Below are 16,900 nucleotides of genomic sequence, written 5' to 3' on the forward strand. Positions count from 1 at the left end.
CATGGACCATAACTACAATAACTCGGATACAGATGCGGATATGAACTCGCTGCAACCCAAAACCGGTATCAGACCGGAACGGCCGGGTATCTCCGGCTTAGGTGGATGGCTTATTTTAATCCAGATCAGTCTTTGGCTTGCGCTGGTGTTTCTTATCTCGGATGTATCGCAGGTGAATGTCATCATGGACCCTGCCCGATGGGAAGTCGGCCGTGGTGTTGACCCGCAGATCTACACGGAGACGATTCGTCCACTCCTATGGTTTGGTTTCATTAGCAGCACCATACTATTGATGATCGTAATCGTGAATCTCATTCTTTTATATAGGCGGAAGAAACAGTTTCCACGCATGATGATGGTGATGTATCTGATGAATGTAATCATAAGCATCGTGACCTGGATTCTGATTGCGCGAAATGAAATCCCAAGGGAACAGCATGTGCTTGATGCAACTCCTGCTTTTCAGCTGATCGTACGATCTATTCTGACGTGCTGTATCTTCATCCCGTATTTCCTGAAGTCGGTGCGTGTGAAGAATACGTTTGTGAAGTAAAAAGGATGAATTGGAATAGTATACGGCAGGCCCGTTAGCATACAAGAGATCATCCTGTATACTAACGGGCCTTATGTGTGTTGAAACTATGAAAAGAATAATCATTTTGATGATGATTTTGTCCGCAGTGAGGCGGGAATTCGGCGTATCATCTGGTTTAATACCTCGGATAACACCAGGCCTACGGCAATAGCGCCGGATAACATGAGTGCTTTGGCGGCCATCTCCATGGCGGCACTGTAGTCATTTTGCACAAAACTCCGCATCGCATTATACGCCAGCCCACCAGGAACCAGAGGAATGATGCCTGCGACGCTGAAGATAATGACGGGTGCACGAAACATGCGAGAGAATACCTGGCTGATGACCCCGACGGCTATAGTCGCTGCAAGTGTAGCAGGCACCGCATCCGCTGCATATTCAAGCACGATATAGATCATCCAGCCGATCATGCCGACAAATCCGCCGTGGAGCAGCATGCGCCGTGGTGCGTTGAAGATGATCCCAAACGCGGCTGATGCGACAAAACTGGTTAAGGCTTGTTCAATAAAATGGAGCATATCCTGCATTCCTCCGTCTTACATAAAAAGTGAAAATACAACTGCAATGCCGGTACCTATGGCAAAGGCGGTCAGAAATGCCTCGGCTCCCTTGGATAGTCCGGAGACGAGATGTCCGGCCATCAGGTCGCGTACAGCGTTGGTAATCAGCAGCCCGGGAACCAGCGGCATAACTGAACCAATAATAATTTTGTCCCGTTCATGGCCCACTCCCATATAGATCAGAAGAAAAGCGAGTATGCCAATAACGAAGGAGGCCGTAAGCTCGGCAAAAAATTTGACTCGTACCAACCGGTGAAAAGCAATAACGGCTGCATAACCTATGCCCCCGCAGATTAGCGCCGGAAGAAAGTCGCTCCAGCCCCCGCCAAACATAATGGTAAAACAACCACTGGATAACGCTGCGGCCGTAAGCTGCACAGCCGTTGAGTAGGAGGAAGGCTTGCCTTCGATCTGTACCAACAGTTCATGGGCTTCCTGAGCGGATAGCTCACCTTGTCCAATGCGGCGGGAGACCGCATTTACCTCGGATACCTTGTCCAGATCTGTCGTACGCTCGGAGATACGAATCAGCTTGGCGGGTTCGGTTGCATCAACAGAGAAGAAGATGCCTGTCGGCACAACGTAACTGTGCGAATGGGGTAAACCCAGCGCAGCGGCCATGCGTTTCATGGTATCTTCCACACGGTAGGTCTCACCACCGCTTTGCAGCATGATTTTGCCTGCGAGCAGACAGATGGCAATCACGCGGGATTGTTCAGTAGGGTTGCTGCCAATCATGCCCGTTTCGACTTGTGATGCGGGTGATGAATCATGACGTATGTATTCCAACCGGATCAAGCTCCGTTTCATATGAGATATGGGGTGGTGCGACACCATTGTATCATATTTCACACGCTCGCAAAGAATCATACCGCACCATCGCCAAGACCATAAAAAAGCTTCGTTCCCAAGACTTGAAGATCTCAGGAGCGAAGCTTCTTGGAACAAGGTTCGGTTATAAACAGATCAACAGGAACAATACCCCTACATCAACAGGGTGATAACCAACAATTCATACAGCACCAGCGGCAAAATCGTTGGTCCAAACAAGGCGCGCGGTTCAGGGTATCCATGCATCGGAGTAACCTGAAGATACAAAATCCCCCGATCTGCACTGATGATGACACCTTCCCACACTTGACCATCGATATTCTGGACTTGTACCTTCTTGCCTATGTGCTGCCGGGCTGTATGATGAAGCATATTCCGCACACTTTGCACGGATTGAAGCATCGGTTGATTGGCTTGATACACGACACGCGCGGATGGCGTGGATGTGGATTCAGACATGATGCACAACCCTTCCTCAAAATAAGTTCTTACTTCAAGGTATGCATCTGCCTATAAAAGGTGATTACACAAACGCCATGTCAAGGCTCCCGCGTCCATGTTCATAAGCCACTTTGCCCAATGCTCCATTCACAAAGGTGAGTTGGGGCGGCATATGACCGAGATCCACACCGTACAGTACAGGAACATCCAGATCCCCAAGTGCAGCGGATAGGGCATCCGTGAAATTGAAATCCGCTGTATCGGAATAACCCGCAGGCCGGCCGAACATGAAACCTTTCACGCCTGCAAACCAGCCAGCCTGTCTCATCTGCCACAGATGACGATAGATATCCCCGGCGCTCATCTCACAGCTCTCCAGATACCAGATGGTTCCTTCATCTGCACAGTACTGATCCAAATAGGATTTTACGGGTGCATATGGGGTGCCGATTAGACAGGTGAGGGTATCCATACAGCCGCCGATCAGCCGACCGGAGAACGCCACAGCTGTATCTGCATCTTCCGAGTGCCCGAGCTGTTTCCAGCGTGAAGGTGTATCGAGGTTAAATCCAGGCAGTTCCATTTTCCATTCCGATTGATAATGTGTGGAAGACGATTGTGTGATCTGTCCGCCATAAGGGGTCTGTAATACATCGATCCAGCGCGCAGTTACGGGATCAAGGGCGTGTGATCTTAAATCCACATAATTGGTGCCGTGCGCTGTCGCTGTTCCGGTGATCAGGGTGTATGCGAACAGGAACGTGCTGATATCCGAATATCCCATGACCCATTTGGGCGGCAATGTGTTCAAAGCTTTCCAATCCAGCAGGGGCAGGATATCCATGAGAAACTCCCCGCCCCATGGAGGGATAATGGCTTGAATAGTTGGATTGCGAAGAAATTCATTCATCTCTTCGGCGCGTTGCTCTTTGGAGGCACTCACACATTTGATGTTCTGGCGGAGCGATGGGCTTTCTATCACGCCAAAACCAAGGCGCTCCATGTTGCGTTTACTCTCCTCAAGATAATGGTGCAAGGATTCGCCTACACCGCTGGAGGGTGCAGCTACACCGATGGTATTTCCCGGAGCGAGTGGCTGCGGATAACGGATGGAACGTTGATTCATATCTAAACACACCTTCCCTATGAACATCATTGCTCGTAATAATGAATGTTTCCATTATATAGAATATTTGCGATAATCACAGCCTATGGGTAGAAAATTAAGGATTAACAGGAATGTCCAATGAGAAGGGAGACTTTACTTTCATCGGATAGGTGGAGATGTTCATCTTCACTTCCCCTTTTAAATTGGCTCCATTTTGGATAGTAGAAGAAACAATCGTATGACTGTCATCCGTCCCATCCCCACTACTCCAACTGGAGCCAGGAACTTCATATGATTTCCCTGCACTATCTGTAACTTCCCTGAAAGTGAGAACGAATCCACCTTCCATCCTGCCAGCAACGGAAAAATCAATAATTAGATCTTTGCCTTCGACCTTGCTGCCTACCATCTTCAATCCAGGTGGTCCACCTGTGATCCGGTGTGAATTCAGATTAAGGGTGAAATCCAACTCATCTTTATCCAAACCGGAGAAGCCAGATCCCTGTAACGTCAACTTTTTTGGTATGGAGAAGTACATGCTTTCGAAGTAAATGGAACGTTCATCCTCACCGGTTGAGGTATCCGTTCTCCACGCGCGCCCTTGCTCATCAACCAGTTGAAGATCGCTGAGGCCAAATACCTTCTTGGTATTTTTAGGATCAAAATTCACATCAAGCACAAGACGTGTTGGATACAGAGTAGCTTGTTTCACATCAATACGCTGTCCATCCACTGTTAACGTCTGATTCACAGGAATGACTTTTTTCATGCCTTTGGTAAGATTCTTGTCTACCGGGAACGTTATTTTCCACTTTTCTGCACGCGTTGTATCTCTGGACTTAAACACGACGCTTAGCTTCTCAGGAGGAGAGGCTTCATCTGTGAAAATGACGTCAATCATATTCTCATTCACATTCTCGTCTGGAGAAGGTGTTGGATAAGCGTGAGTAAACGCAACAGGCAGATCTTTCCCGTTCTCATCGAGCAGATCGATATCATAGTTGAATTTCTGGGGTTCTTTCATGCCTTTCATCGTGTAAAAAATGACCATACGTGACTCGTCTGTGATAATGCCTTCAACGGTCAAGGAAGTACCATCATGCTCGTCGGTGACACCGACCTTCTGCAAGAGAGACTGATCGATCGCCATCATTAATCCTTTGTCCTGGCGAATCACGCTCACAATGCCTTCCATGCCAGGCAATTGCTCCACGAAGGATGCAAAAGCGGGAGAGACACGGATACATCCCGTAAACAGCAGGATGAGAGCAGCAGCCGAGATGGAGCTCACATACCAGCGCAGCCGGGACTTTCGCTTACGGGCAGCTTGGCGAATTCCCGCTTGCACAGCCTGGGAGGCAGCATCAGGTACTGGCATGGTTTCGTATTCCGTCTTACGAGCATTCAGACGTTCTTCCAATGCGTCGAATGATTTTTGTTCATCCGTCATGAAGATGCATCTCCTTTCATTTCAAGTTGATCCCGGAGCTGTCCGAGTGCCCGATGTAATCGGGATTTGACGGTTCCGGTCGGGATTTCCAGAATATCAGCAACTTCGGTTAGGGAGAAACCTTCAAAATAACTCAGGATAATAATCTGTTTACAATCCCGATCAAGGTTGGATACGGCGGCAGCAAGATCAGGGTCGGCAGGACGATCCCAGCTGCTGGGTTCATGAATCGCCGTATCGGGGCTGAAACGGCTTTTGCGTTTGCGTTCGTCTGCGCAGTAGTTGAGCAGAATGCGGATGAGCCAAGTGCCAAAGTAGGATGGCTCTTTTAATTTTTTGAGTTTACGAAATGCCCGGAAGGTTGATTCCTGAATGGCCTCCAGTGCATCACCTTGGTTGTGCAGGTAGGCATAGGCGATGCGGTACAGTCGACTATGATGCAATTCCATTAAGGCTGCAAAAGCCTCGGCATCCCCTTTTTGTGCGGCGATAGTGAGCTGAGTAGGGGTCACATGGCTCCTCCTTTCATGGTTGTGTTGAGTATTAGACCGTGTAAGGTGTCAAACGGTTCTTGTTTTCTGAAAAAAATATGATGTATTGTGAGATTTCTATAGAAGTTGAACTACATATGTATACGAGAACGTAGAGGACAACACAAATAACCGTCAGACCTTCTCTTTGTACTCCAAAAAGAGTCCTGACGGTTATTCATGTTATTGTCCAAGCTAGCTAAACATTATTGCTGCTGAGCTGCAACGGCTGCTCGCAGACATGAAGCTGTAGACGTATTACCGCGTTCAAGTGCAATGTCCAATGGGGTCTGACCCGCTGAGTTCAGCGCATGTGGATCTGCACCATACTGGATTAACATCTCGATAAGTTCGATCTGATCCGTATGAAATGCTGCCGAGTGCAGTGCATATTGTCCATCACTGTCCAAAATGCTCGTGGATGCCCCATGTTGAAGCAAAAGGCCGATCACTTCGGAAGAACGTTCCCCGGCAAGAGCAGCGTGCAGTGCAGTATTGGACGGAATAAAGGAAATTTTCGAATGAGACAGGGCGTTAACATTGGCTCCGCGCTCCAGAAGAACACGAACTGCTCCTGCTTGTCCATAATGAGAGGCATACCCCAGCGGAGTTAACCCATCCTGATTTTCCGTATTGGTGAGTTCCGGCTGAGAAGCGAGAATTCCAGCAATGGTTACCGCATCTCCAGCCTGTGCAGCCTGAAATAATTGATTCATCTGTTCTGCATGATCCATAAGGATTACCTCCATCTGATGAGATAATTTAATTACAGGGATTCATTATATAGCTTCTTCACAGCTTCCAGCCCAGGTACGGCAAAACAAGCGAGTGGAGAAGGCAGATCATGGAGCGGGAACCAGCCGATCTCACCGATGGCTCCGCCTTCTTCCAGATTACGAGCATGGCCGCCAATCACCTTGGTGGAATAGAGCACGGATATCCAATGTTCCTGCTGTTGTGGCTGGATTGTCTCCGCCGTGCAGAGCAGGCTGTCGATGGCGATATCAAGGTTCACTTCTTCCTTGATTTCACGGATGACGGCTGTCTCCAGGGACTCATAGGGATCTACTTTCCCGCCAGGAATACTCCAGGTGTGCTGTTCAGGCTGGCGGTTCCGCCAGGCTAGGAGCACTTCGCCCCGATCATTCAGGATGACCGCGCCTACGCCAATGCGAGGTGAAAAATCAGCAGCTCCCCTATTTCCGGATTCGGCAGCAGGGGCAGAACGATTAGATCCGAACGACAGTGGAAGCCCAGACTGTGCCGACCATTCTTCCGCAAGGATACTCATCGAGATCAGGTCATAATGCATGCCATCCCGCAGAACTGCAGAACGCTGACGCCCCTCTTCCCGAAATCCGGCTTTTAGGTATGCGCGTCTCGCGGCTTCATTGTATTCAATGACTTCCAGCGCAATCCGGTTGAGGTTCAATTCATGGAAGCCATATCGGAGAATCAGAGCGAGGGCATCGCTGCCATATCCTTTACCCCGATCATTTTCTTCACCGATGCCAATGGCCAGACGGGCGGAGCGATTGTTCCATTCAATCCGGTAGAGGGCGGTGAAGCCAATGAATCGATTCCCCTCCAGTGTACGTAATGCAAATTCAAAGCCGTTGTCTCGACGGACAGAGGAGGAGCCTGTCTCATCCGGCGTTAATGGAACGGCAATATCGGTATCCATGTTGCGCAAATATTCGTAATCGTCCGTGAAGCGGGAGAGACGCATGCAATCTTCCGGGCATGGGGCTGCGAGTCTGACTTTGGAACCTTGAAAAGCATTTAAATGACGTGGAGCCATGTTGCACCTCTTTTGTTCGATATGAAATCTTTCATTTCATTCCATTATACTACGAACAGGAGCAGATACCGAAAAATGGCACTAAACCGTCTACATTCATTGAAAAACAACAAAAAAAAGCAGCCATTTCGGGCTGCTTGTACATTCATTATTTCAGATCATTCAATAAATTCTTCATTTTTTTGTAATGTCCACTGACCCGGTCAACCATGTAGTTATACATGAGTTGGTTCTCTGAAAGGTCCGCCATTTCCTTGTCAATGTCAACGTTATTGTTGTTATTGTTCATCGTGGTTTCGTTGTTCTCGACAATTCGGTACTGTACGATGGAAGAATGGGGATCACTGACAGGGAAGTGTTTTTCATGAGTCCGCTTCATGGCGAGCTGATCTGTTTTGCCATTCTCAACGATCCGTCTCAGCTCTTCCTGAAACTCTACCGTTTTCTTTTTGTAGTTAGGCGTGTCTGCATTGGCTATGTTGTTGGTAATGGCATTGTGCTGTGCAGTAAGCGCTTGTAACAGTGATTCGTTACGTCTAGTGGTATTCGTTTCGATCACAGGCTCAGTCTCCTTCACTGCATATTAATACAGTTACTCCTATAATAAAAAATAAAGTTGCACACTGTCAACATAACATAGAAAAAGACAAGCACATGCCGGAGGCTCTTGAAGAGAACCTTGCCTTCATGAAATCTTGTCTTAGACCTTGGCCGGCTTTCTGGATCAGCCTTCGAGCAGACTTTTAAGTGGGACGATTCATATTTTTGCCGTAATAGATCTCGTCCATCTCCAGCTTCAGCCACTCCGTAATCTCCTGTTGTTCCTTCTTGCTGAGCTTATCTTTGGTGTACCCAAACAGATAATTATCGAGGTCGAATTCCTTCAGCTTACATTTGGTGTGGAAAATATTCTCCTGATAAACGTTCACGTCAATCATGTCAAAGCTGTTCTTGATCTCGTCGGGAATATAATTCTGAATCGAGCCGATCTCATGGTCAATGAACAGCTTGCGTCCACTGGTGTCCCGCGTGAAGCCACGTACCCGGTAATCCATCGTCATAATGTCTGTATCAAACGAGTGGATCAGATAATTAAGCGCCTTGAGCGGTGAAATCTCACCGCAGGTGGAGACGTCGATGTCCGCACGAAAGGTACTGATGCCTTCACTAGGGTGAAACTCTGGGTAGGTGTGCACCGTGATATGACTTTTGTCCAGTTGCATAACGACGTTATCGGGCAGAGGGCCGGGAGATTCATCGAGTGATTCTTCGGGGATCTCCACAATAGGACCTTCCGAGACAAGGATCGTCACACTGGCACCTTGAGGCACATAATCCTGCTTAGCAACATTTAACACGTGGGCCCCGATGATGTCGGAGACGTTGTTCAGAATCTTGCTTAGCCGGTCGGCGTTATATTGTTCATCAATATATTCAATGTAAGCTTCGCGTTCGTCTTTGGTTTTCGTATAACAGATATCGTACATATTGAAGCTCAGCGACTTGGTCAGGTTGTTAAATCCATGCAGTTGAATGCGCTGCTCTGGCGTAATTGTCATGGTTGCAGTTCCCCTTATCCCATACGACATATCATCGCAGTTATAATACTACTTATACCCAACCTGACTCCAAAAAAAACATATGTACGTTATACGGAATGTTAATCTCCTCTGATGATGGATGTGAACGGATGGACCTTGAACTGTCTGCATTGATCCAGCATGATTCAGAAGGAAGAATCGTCGAAGTCTACAATATCGTTCATGCGCTCTTCTTCAGCTACCGATTGGATATCCTCTGAAGTGACACTGATGATCGTATAGTCCTCATTCTGCTGTTTCTTCACGGCTTTTTCCTTCACAAAACGGGGACTGCCTTCCCCGGCATCTTCATCATAAACGAGCAGAAGACCGTCGCTTTTACGCAGCAACAGGTCATCCCGGGCAGTGAACTGCCACGGTCCAATATAAGGCTGATTGCTAATCGCACCGTAATAGTCCACACCCGAGAGGATGGAACGGTAATACTCCTGCTTGTCTTCTTTCCATTGTTCCTCGGGGTTCTGAAAGGCAGTAATGATCGATAGTTTGAGATGTGGATACGTCTTCTTCAGATCAATCACGACTTCGCATGCCCACAGATCCACACCGTATTGTCCCGGCGTCAGCACCCATTCCAGACCATCCTCGACAATAGGCGTTAAGCGGGAAGAGATGGCTTTTTTGATAAAAGGAATACCTTCATGCTTTTGTCCGAAAATTTGCAATTCATGTGCCCGGTAACCGGTAATCAACAGATTTTTCAGTGTCCGTTCCTCCTTTCAGGCATGATCAATGGATCAGTGGAATTTTCTATATTTTCTATAGACACACACTAAAGATGCAGTTATTTCGCAGGTGGAGCATCTGCACGGAACGGATACAGGAATGGTTTCGGAATATCCGTTTCAAATGACATCAGTTCATCCGTTGTCGGATGAATAAATGAGAGTATACGTGCATGAAGTCCGAGACGGCCGAGGTCTCTTGTGCGTGCGCCATATTTTCGGTCACCGGCAATCGGATGTCCGAGATCTTCCATGTGCACACGAATCTGATTTTTGCGACCTGTCTCCAGACGTACTTCCAGCAGAGAGAAGTCGCGGTTCGACTTCAGACGTTTGTAATGCGTGATCGCATGTTGTCCATCATTCGGACGAGAGCTGGAGTACATTTTCAGTGTTTTGGTTTCCTTCAGCCAGGAAGAGATGGTGCCTTCTTCTTTGGCTACTGCACCTTCAACAAGGGCAACGTAGACACGGTCCTGCACATTTTCTTTCCAGTTGTTTTGCAGTTTCTGCTGTACCTCTTCACTTTTGGCAAACATCATTACACCCGATGTATCCCGATCCAGACGATGGACGACAAAGATCCGGTTCAGCGGATTGGTGCGTCGTACATGCTCTGTCAGTTGGCGATATGCTGTCAGATCATCCGTCTTGTCAGCGGCAATGGACAACAGTCCGGCTTCCTTGCGGATCACGATGATATCATCGTCTTCATGCAAAATGTTAATACCCGTCAAGGATGGAGCAGCGACTGCACCTTCTTTTCGGATGTAGACAATCTGACCTGGCGTTAGCGCTTCATTAAACTTGGTTACGACTTTCTGATCCACGGACACCTGTCCACGACCCAGAATGGACTTCACCGCGTTCCGTCCCGATTTCAAATGCTGCAACAGGAAGTTCAGCAGTTCGTCCGGTTCGGTGACTTTGTACTGGCGTGGTGGTTCCTGCTTGCGATAATAGGCATTGCCCGGGCGCTTGGAAGCACTGCCATTTTTGGATTTGTTACCTCCGGCTTTCTTCGGTGCGGCTGATGATTTGGCAGCTAGTGGTTTCTTATTCTCCTCCGTATTGCGTGATGGGGAAGCACCCGATGATTTTGCAGATGAGAAGTTAGACTTGCCGGAACGTGCTGTAGATGAACCTGCGTATGATTTTCCCTTGGCCGAGGCCGATGTTTTGCCTGTTGGACGTTTGCGTTTATTCATGAATAGTAATCTCCTTCTGAACAGCCTGTACCGCTTGTGTGCATACGATCCGTTCATTTCGTTATGCAGTCCAATATACCATTAACAGTCGACAAATAAAAATAGGTTCATGAAACTGCTATACATCCAATCCGAAGAGTTGTGAGATTCATAGGATATGGTATCCCATAGCATTGGAGGTGTTACTCATGGGCGTGTTTCTCGATATGAGAACTTCGATGAACTCGGGAACTGTTGGACAGCCCGGTTTGTCGCTGTCAGAATCCCCGACAGCTTTTGGTGCGATTGGTCTGCAGACTCAAGGCGTGGTGAATCCCATTATTACGTTGAACGGAACAGTGGGGGTTACGGGAGAACTTGGAGATACCTTTGTGGTGGAGCTGGTACGGGGATTCGTATATGATCCATTCTATGTCATCTACCGTGCTGAAGGGACGATTGGACAGAACGGCGGTGCCGAATTTCATTCGTTCACAGCTCAGGACCTGTCTGCACCACCCGCACTGGAAAGTGTGTATACTTCGTTCATCTCGGGGGTGTCCACAGCAGTAAGAACCGGGCCGGAGATGTTATACGGTATTGCAGCCACTGGTTAGTTGTGAAGGCGTAATATCAATAAGCAGAGTGCTCGTCATCGCTTTTGTTGACGGCAGAGTTCGTTTCATTTCCCAGAAACCAGAAGTAGAAGGTCGTGTCGCAATATATCTCGACTAGCGCTCAGCATGAAACCCCCGGCTTAAGGAGCCGGGGGTTTTGGTCATACAAATGTCTGTACAGTCAAGGCGGATCACTCATCTGAAGGATGGAGGTGTCCAGGGGGATCAGTTGGCACGCCCTTTCAGAATGATGTTGTTGGCTTTGCCGAAGTCAATGGCGACTTTGCCGGCGAGTGCAGCTGTACGCTCAGCCAGAACAACCGCGTTGACACCACAGGAGAAGAGAGCGACATCAAAGGTATCTTGATTCGTCTGAATCCACTCGAGTGTTTCCTGCATGTGATCATAGCTGTCGAAGGGTAGCGCAGTCACGATGCTTAAATGATACGGCTCACGTTCGAGCGTAGCACGCAAGGCTTCGGTCTCACGGGTAACGAGAAGCACACGCTTGCCTGCAAGCATCTGCCAGAAACGAGGATTTTGTGCCAGTTCCCGATTGACACAGGCATGACAAGTCCGTGGGGGAGAGATGCCAAAGTGGGCAAACACCATATCGGTCAGAGGTCGTTTGAGATAATCCGGCGCGTTAATGGTACTGTCACCGCGGGGAAGAACGCCGACGATATCCGCCCGTTGCAAGGAAGCGGCAACTTCATCCCGGAGCTGCGGGTTGGGAAGACGCAATCCCTTTTGTCCTAAATTAGCTTTCTTGGTCCAACGCTCCTGAAGGACCCGTTCCGTGGTCCACACCGTTTCTTGAGACATGACGATATTCTCGCCATCGCCGACACGTACAAGAGAGAGCGGACGCTGTTCAAGAAGCGCCGTTTCAAGCTGCTCAAGCACACCTTCCAGTTCAAGATAGATCGAATCCATTCAGCGATTGCCCCCTTTGAAAATAGAACTGCTCTATTCTATGTTGCGACTGGAGCAACGATATGTACGTTCGACCCGCAGGGCTTCATCTTCAGGCGTATATGAATCTATTTATATGAAAGTCAGTACATCTGTCGGTACCGCTTCTATTAATGTTTCATACGTTATAGAGTGCTGGATTCCAAAGGAGATGTTGCTTGGAAGAGATATGAATGTGATAGATGTGGCTCATTGAGAGACGGCATCGAGAGAGACGACATCAATACTATGAAAACGGTCTGTATGCTGTAAAAGGATCATGCAGTAGCGTTCATGAGGAGGAATGTTATGTCCAGGAAAGTTGTGATTGAGATTAACTTCAACAATTACGGGATGGACCCGCAGCGATTGACGCGGGAGTGGCTGGAACGTCGAATGAGCATCTTCCGCACGTTCACATTGCATTGCCTGAAGGCACAGACGAATCAGGATTTCCTGACCGTGGTGAAGCTGTCCAAGGAATCGGGGGAGTTGATGCAGGAGATTCTGGCAGGTCAAGAGCCACTCCCTTCCAATATCCGTTTTGGAACAAATATTGAAAGTGTGCGTGCCATTCTGGCTTTTGCTGAAGGAGCAGAGGATATCTATATTGCCCGTCTGGATTCGGATGATCTGTATCATAGAACCTTTGTTCAGCAACTCTACGATATACAGCCACAGCCGCAGACGTTGGCACTGATTAACCAGAACGGCTATCTCTGGGATAGCGTGAACAACGAAATGGCACCAGCGTTTCATCGTTCTCCGCAATTCTATGTCTACCTGTATAAAACAGCGGAGTACGCATCCGGATACCGGGTCAAGCTTCCGGGCAGAGGTACACATGGCAATGTCATAGACTTGCCGCATGAACTGCTTGCTCCGCGCAATTATGTCAACATCGTACATTCAAACAATACTTCAGTGAAAAAAGTACCGCCAAAAGACCGATTAAGCCGGGATGAGATGGCCCAGGTATTACGCGAATTCATGATCTGATCAGGGGGGATTCATCGATGATTCAAGGACAAACGATTCTGATCACCGGAGGAACAGGCTCCTGGGGTCAAAAGCTGACCGAGGTGCTGCTGGAACAGGACCCGGCTGAGATTCGCCTTCTGTCACGCAATGAATACGCCCAGATTGCAATGCAGCGTGAGTTCAACCATGACCCGCGTCTGCGATTCATCATTGGAGATATCCGGGATTATCGGGCAGTGGAAGATGCATGCAGGGGCGTGGATGTGCTTTTCCATTTGGCTGCGCTGAAGCATGTGCCGGTCTGCGAGGACCAGCCGGATGAGGCGTTCAAGACCAATGTGATCGGCACACAGAACATTATTCGGGCTGCGATCCGTATGCAGATTCCCAAAGTTATTGATGTGTCCACGGATAAGGCGGTAGATCCGATTAACGTATATGGCATGACGAAGGCTTTGGGTGAAAAAATGATGATCCGTGCCAATTGGCTGAGTGAAGGGACCCGGTTTGTCTGCATCCGCGGCGGTAATGTGCTTGGAACCAGCGGAAGTGTCGTGCCCTTGTTCCGTCGCCAGATCGATGAAGGCAAGAGCCTGACCATTACAGACAAAGGCATGACCCGCTTTTTCCTTACACGTACCGAGGCCATACATTTACTGCTTAAGGCCGCTGAGGCAGCCGTGGGCGGGGAGACGTTTGTGATGAAAATGAAAGCTTGCAAGATGACGGATCTGGCTTCCGTCATGTTGGAACAGGCAGGTCGTCCATCCTTCGATTACAAGGTGACCGGAATTCGTCCGGGCGAGAAATTGCATGAAGTGTTGATCTCGCCCTTTGAAGCACCGCGCACTCGTCAATACGATGCACAGTATTATGTGATCCTGCCGGAGCACCAGGACAAGGGACTGACGGAACGGTACAGCAGCCTGCCTCGTGTGAACTTCACAGAGTATCGTTCGGACAGTGCCATGATGAACAAACCAGCGATTGCCCGGTTTTTGCGTGCAGGCGGTTATATCGATTAGGGTGTGTCTCAAAACGGCTTCAATGGAGTTTTCAGACACGCCCAGTGAAGGGAGGCGGAGCATTTGGAGTTGGAAGGAATGGAAGAGAATCATCAGCATGAGCAGCACGAAGGAAAAGAAGAATTACAGCCACCGACCCCAATACAACCTATTCATGATCGCTCCTTGAAAGCTGTTGTCATCGGTCTCGGTTATGTAGGTTTGCCCATGGCCATCGAGATGGCCCAGGCAGGATATCAGGTTCACGGGATCGATATCGATACCTCCAAGGTAGCCAAGCTGCGTGCCGGACATTCGTATGTCATCGGTATAGATGATGCAGTCCTGCAGTCTCTCATGAAGGCAGGTTTGTTCACGGCCAGCACGGATTATACAGCAGTGGCACAGGCGAATGTCATTGTAATCTGTGTGCCCACTCCGCTGACTGCCGAGCATCAACCGGATATCTCGTATATTGCGTCTGCGGTGGATGGCATGACTCCATACTTGCAGGAGGGCAGTCTTGTTATATTGGAAAGCACGACTTATCCGGGCACGACGGAAGAAGTCGTGAAACAACCGATAGAGGCGGCAAACGGTTGGCGGGCGGGAGAACAATTCTACGTTTGCTATTCTCCCGAACGGGTAGATCCCGGCAGTGTGCATTATGGTGTGAAAAATACGCCAAAGATCATTGGCGGCTCTACGCCTGCCTGTCTGGAGTATGGTAAACAGTTCTACGGCTCGTTCCTCAACGAAGTTGTTCCAGTCAGTTCAACGACGGTAGCGGAGACGGCGAAGCTGTTCGAAAATACATTTCGCAGTGTCAACATTGCACTCGTCAATGAGCTGACTCCGGCCTGTGAACAGATGGGCGTGAACATCTGGGAGGTGTTGGGTGCGGCGGCCACCAAGCCGTTTGGTTACATGCCATTCTATCCCGGTCCAGGTATTGGCGGACACTGTATCCCAATTGATCCGATTTATCTGTCCTGGGCGGCAAGCCGGCAGGGATCAGAGCTGCAATTCATCCAGCTGGCAGATGCAACTAATCGACAGATGCCAGAGAACGTAGTGAAGCGTTCAGCAGAATTGCTGGAGCAGAAGGGGATATCTCTGCGGCGCGCGCGCGTTGTGCTGGCGGGTATGGCTTATAAAAAAGACATCGATGACTTGCGCGAATCACCTGCGCTCGACGTCTTTCGGCTGCTGAGTGAAGCGGGGGCAGAAGTCGTTTTCACCGATCCGATGGTGCCTGTCTTCCGCAAGGATGATGGCACAGTGCTGCACGCTAGTCCGGCGGTGCCGGAATTGTGGGCATGGGCTGACTTGGTGATCATCACAACGGATCATACGGGATTCAATTATCAGGAGATGGCGAATCATGCGAAGCTGATCTTCGATACACGCAACGCAACGGCCGGATGCCACGGAGGAAATATTGTGGTGTTGGGCCAGCCTGTGCGGCCTGAGGTGAAGGGAGTATGCGAGCAACAGGAGAGCATAGCATCGGTAGGACAAAAAGAAACGGCAGTCGAGGATGGTGCAGCTCACCATGAGGTTGCCATCGGCCCCGACGAGGATCAGGGAGACGCCCATGGCAAATCATGATCGTGTGAGTGAACGTTACTATGGCGAGATTAACTCGGAAGATTCTCATGAAGCAACGAGAACGCGTGTTCACTGGATGTGCCGTGAGGCGACAGGCAAACGCATCCTGGATGTCGGGTGCAGTCAGGGCATTACGTCCATTCTGCTGGCACGTGAAGGATTTCGTGTCACTGGCATTGATCTGGAGGAAGAAAGTATCCGGTATGCCCAAAGCGAGCTAGCCAAAGAATCCAGGCCGGTGCGGAACAATGTGGATTTTCGGATGCTGGATATTACGCAATGGAGAGCAAGAACGACCTTTGATACGGTGCTGCTTGGAGAAGTGTTGGAGCATTTTGCTCATCCAGAGACGTTATTGATTCAGATTCATCGGCTGTTGCAAGAAGAGGGGACGCTGGTGGTAACCGTGCCATATGGATATCATCCGTTCTATGATCACAAGCAGACCTTCTATGCAGGAAATCTGGCGATGTGTCTGATGCCCTATTTCGAAGTCTTGAAACTGGAAGTTCATCATAAATATCTATGTTGCGTGGCCCGCAGACGGCGGAGGACACAGCTTCATATGTCGCCAACGTTAGATCAACTGATGGAGTGGATGGAGCTGGATCATGCACATTTTGCCGAGGTGGAACAACAGCATCTCCGCGTAATGAAACAACGCAAGAAGGCACTGGACAGTGCGGTGGAGCAGGTGAAACGTCTTCGTCGTCAGGAGAGCGGGGAAGGGCAGCAGTAAAGGTGGGAACAGGGCAGGAAAAAGAAAAGAGATACGGCCAGTGGCAAGGCAGGGGGAGAGACAGTGGCAAGGGCAGGGTTAGAGCCTAAGTCAAGGACAAGGACAGTCTATGTTCTAACGAATCTCACACGTCTTATATTGGTGATTTTCGAGAGGTGACAAATC

General features: G+C 49.1%; 19 protein-coding genes and 1 pseudogene. 6 read left to right on the forward strand and 14 right to left on the reverse strand.

The window, feature by feature from the left end; all coding sequences use genetic code 11:
- Position 1 precedes the first annotated feature (1 nt).
- The gene (locus MKX40_RS07410) at positions 2–553 is read left to right on the forward strand and encodes a DUF2569 domain-containing protein (RefSeq protein WP_339240491.1); all 552 of its coding nucleotides are present in this window, start codon (positions 2–4) and stop codon (positions 551–553) included.
- Between the two features lie 101 nt (positions 554–654).
- Here the strand turns inward: MKX40_RS07410 and MKX40_RS07415 are convergent, their stop codons facing one another.
- From MKX40_RS07415 to MKX40_RS07475, 13 genes and pseudogenes are all read right to left on the reverse strand, one after another.
- Positions 655–1,113 carry a threonine/serine exporter family protein gene (locus MKX40_RS07415; RefSeq protein ID WP_339240493.1) on the reverse strand — a complete coding sequence of 153 codons (459 nt, stop codon included), beginning with the start codon at positions 1,111–1,113 and terminating at the stop codon, positions 655–657.
- An 18-nt stretch (positions 1,114–1,131) separates the two neighbouring features.
- Positions 1,132–1,893 carry a threonine/serine exporter family protein gene (locus tag MKX40_RS07420; RefSeq protein WP_339242970.1) on the reverse strand — a complete coding sequence of 254 codons (762 nt, stop codon included), beginning with the start codon at positions 1,891–1,893 and terminating at the stop codon, positions 1,132–1,134.
- 246 nt (positions 1,894–2,139) lie between these two features.
- Positions 2,140–2,445 carry a hypothetical protein gene (locus MKX40_RS07425; RefSeq protein WP_090894577.1) on the reverse strand — a complete coding sequence of 102 codons (306 nt, stop codon included), beginning with the start codon at positions 2,443–2,445 and terminating at the stop codon, positions 2,140–2,142.
- 64 nt (positions 2,446–2,509) lie between these two features.
- Positions 2,510–3,553, reverse strand: coding sequence for a S66 peptidase family protein (locus tag MKX40_RS07430; protein WP_339240497.1), 1,044 nt, complete (start codon positions 3,551–3,553; stop codon positions 2,510–2,512).
- A gap of 97 nt (positions 3,554–3,650) precedes the next feature.
- Positions 3,651–4,985 (reverse strand): DUF4179 domain-containing protein, encoded by a 1,335-nt coding sequence (locus MKX40_RS07435; RefSeq protein ID WP_339240498.1) that lies wholly within the window; start codon positions 4,983–4,985, stop codon positions 3,651–3,653.
- The gene (locus tag MKX40_RS07440; RefSeq protein WP_339240499.1) at positions 4,982–5,497 is read right to left on the reverse strand and encodes a sigma-70 family RNA polymerase sigma factor; all 516 of its coding nucleotides are present in this window, start codon (positions 5,495–5,497) and stop codon (positions 4,982–4,984) included. The genes MKX40_RS07435 and MKX40_RS07440 overlap by 4 nt, the downstream gene beginning before the upstream one ends.
- Positions 5,498–5,721: 224 nt before the next feature.
- On the reverse strand, positions 5,722–6,249 hold the full coding sequence (locus MKX40_RS07445; protein WP_339240500.1) for an ankyrin repeat domain-containing protein: 528 nt from the start codon (positions 6,247–6,249) through the stop codon (positions 5,722–5,724).
- 32 nt (positions 6,250–6,281) lie between these two features.
- Positions 6,282–6,686, reverse strand: a complete 405-nt coding sequence (locus MKX40_RS07450; RefSeq protein WP_339242972.1) for an NUDIX domain-containing protein — start codon at positions 6,684–6,686, stop codon at positions 6,282–6,284.
- Between the two features lie 141 nt (positions 6,687–6,827).
- A pseudogene (locus tag MKX40_RS07455) lies at positions 6,828–7,316 on the reverse strand (GNAT family protein); the annotation flags it as partial.
- A 148-nt stretch (positions 7,317–7,464) separates the two neighbouring features.
- A complete protein-coding gene (flgB, locus tag MKX40_RS07460) occupies positions 7,465–7,875 on the reverse strand; it encodes a flagellar basal body rod protein FlgB (protein ID WP_253432078.1) in 411 nt (136 codons plus the stop codon).
- A 184-nt stretch (positions 7,876–8,059) separates the two neighbouring features.
- Positions 8,060–8,875 carry an adenosylmethionine decarboxylase gene (gene speD, locus MKX40_RS07465; RefSeq protein WP_253432081.1) on the reverse strand — a complete coding sequence of 272 codons (816 nt, stop codon included), beginning with the start codon at positions 8,873–8,875 and terminating at the stop codon, positions 8,060–8,062.
- 167 nt (positions 8,876–9,042) lie between these two features.
- Positions 9,043–9,621, reverse strand: coding sequence for a DUF1273 domain-containing protein (locus MKX40_RS07470; protein ID WP_339242974.1), 579 nt, complete (start codon positions 9,619–9,621; stop codon positions 9,043–9,045).
- An 80-nt stretch (positions 9,622–9,701) separates the two neighbouring features.
- Positions 9,702–10,850: an RluA family pseudouridine synthase gene (locus tag MKX40_RS07475; RefSeq protein WP_339240502.1), complete on the reverse strand. Its 1,149-nt coding sequence runs from the start codon at positions 10,848–10,850 to the stop codon at positions 9,702–9,704.
- A 188-nt stretch (positions 10,851–11,038) separates the two neighbouring features.
- Between MKX40_RS07475 and MKX40_RS07480 the strand changes: the two genes are divergently transcribed.
- Positions 11,039–11,446, forward strand: coding sequence for a hypothetical protein (locus tag MKX40_RS07480; protein ID WP_339240503.1), 408 nt, complete (start codon positions 11,039–11,041; stop codon positions 11,444–11,446).
- 225 nt (positions 11,447–11,671) lie between these two features.
- On the opposite strand, the gene MKX40_RS07485 is transcribed toward MKX40_RS07480, so the two are convergent.
- Entirely contained in the window at positions 11,672–12,382 is a 711-nt protein-coding gene (locus tag MKX40_RS07485; protein WP_339240505.1) for a GT-D fold domain-containing glycosyltransferase, read from the reverse strand.
- 327 nt (positions 12,383–12,709) lie between these two features.
- Here MKX40_RS07485 and MKX40_RS07490 point away from each other — a divergent pair, with 327 nt between their 5' ends.
- From MKX40_RS07490 to MKX40_RS07505, 4 genes are all read left to right on the forward strand, one after another.
- Positions 12,710–13,399, forward strand: a complete 690-nt coding sequence (locus tag MKX40_RS07490) for a glycosyltransferase (RefSeq protein ID WP_339240507.1) — start codon at positions 12,710–12,712, stop codon at positions 13,397–13,399.
- Between the two features lie 17 nt (positions 13,400–13,416).
- On the forward strand, positions 13,417–14,406 hold the full coding sequence (locus MKX40_RS07495; RefSeq protein WP_339240510.1) for a polysaccharide biosynthesis protein: 990 nt from the start codon (positions 13,417–13,419) through the stop codon (positions 14,404–14,406).
- Between the two features lie 63 nt (positions 14,407–14,469).
- Positions 14,470–15,996, forward strand: coding sequence for a nucleotide sugar dehydrogenase (locus tag MKX40_RS07500; protein ID WP_339240512.1), 1,527 nt, complete (start codon positions 14,470–14,472; stop codon positions 15,994–15,996).
- On the forward strand, positions 15,983–16,735 hold the full coding sequence (locus MKX40_RS07505) for a methyltransferase domain-containing protein (protein WP_339240514.1): 753 nt from the start codon (positions 15,983–15,985) through the stop codon (positions 16,733–16,735). The genes MKX40_RS07500 and MKX40_RS07505 overlap by 14 nt, the downstream gene beginning before the upstream one ends.
- The last annotated feature ends 165 nt before the right edge of the window (positions 16,736–16,900 follow it).

It is taken from the genome of Paenibacillus sp. FSL R5-0517, assembly GCF_037974355.1.
GTDB lineage: Bacteria > Bacillota > Bacilli > Paenibacillales > Paenibacillaceae > Paenibacillus.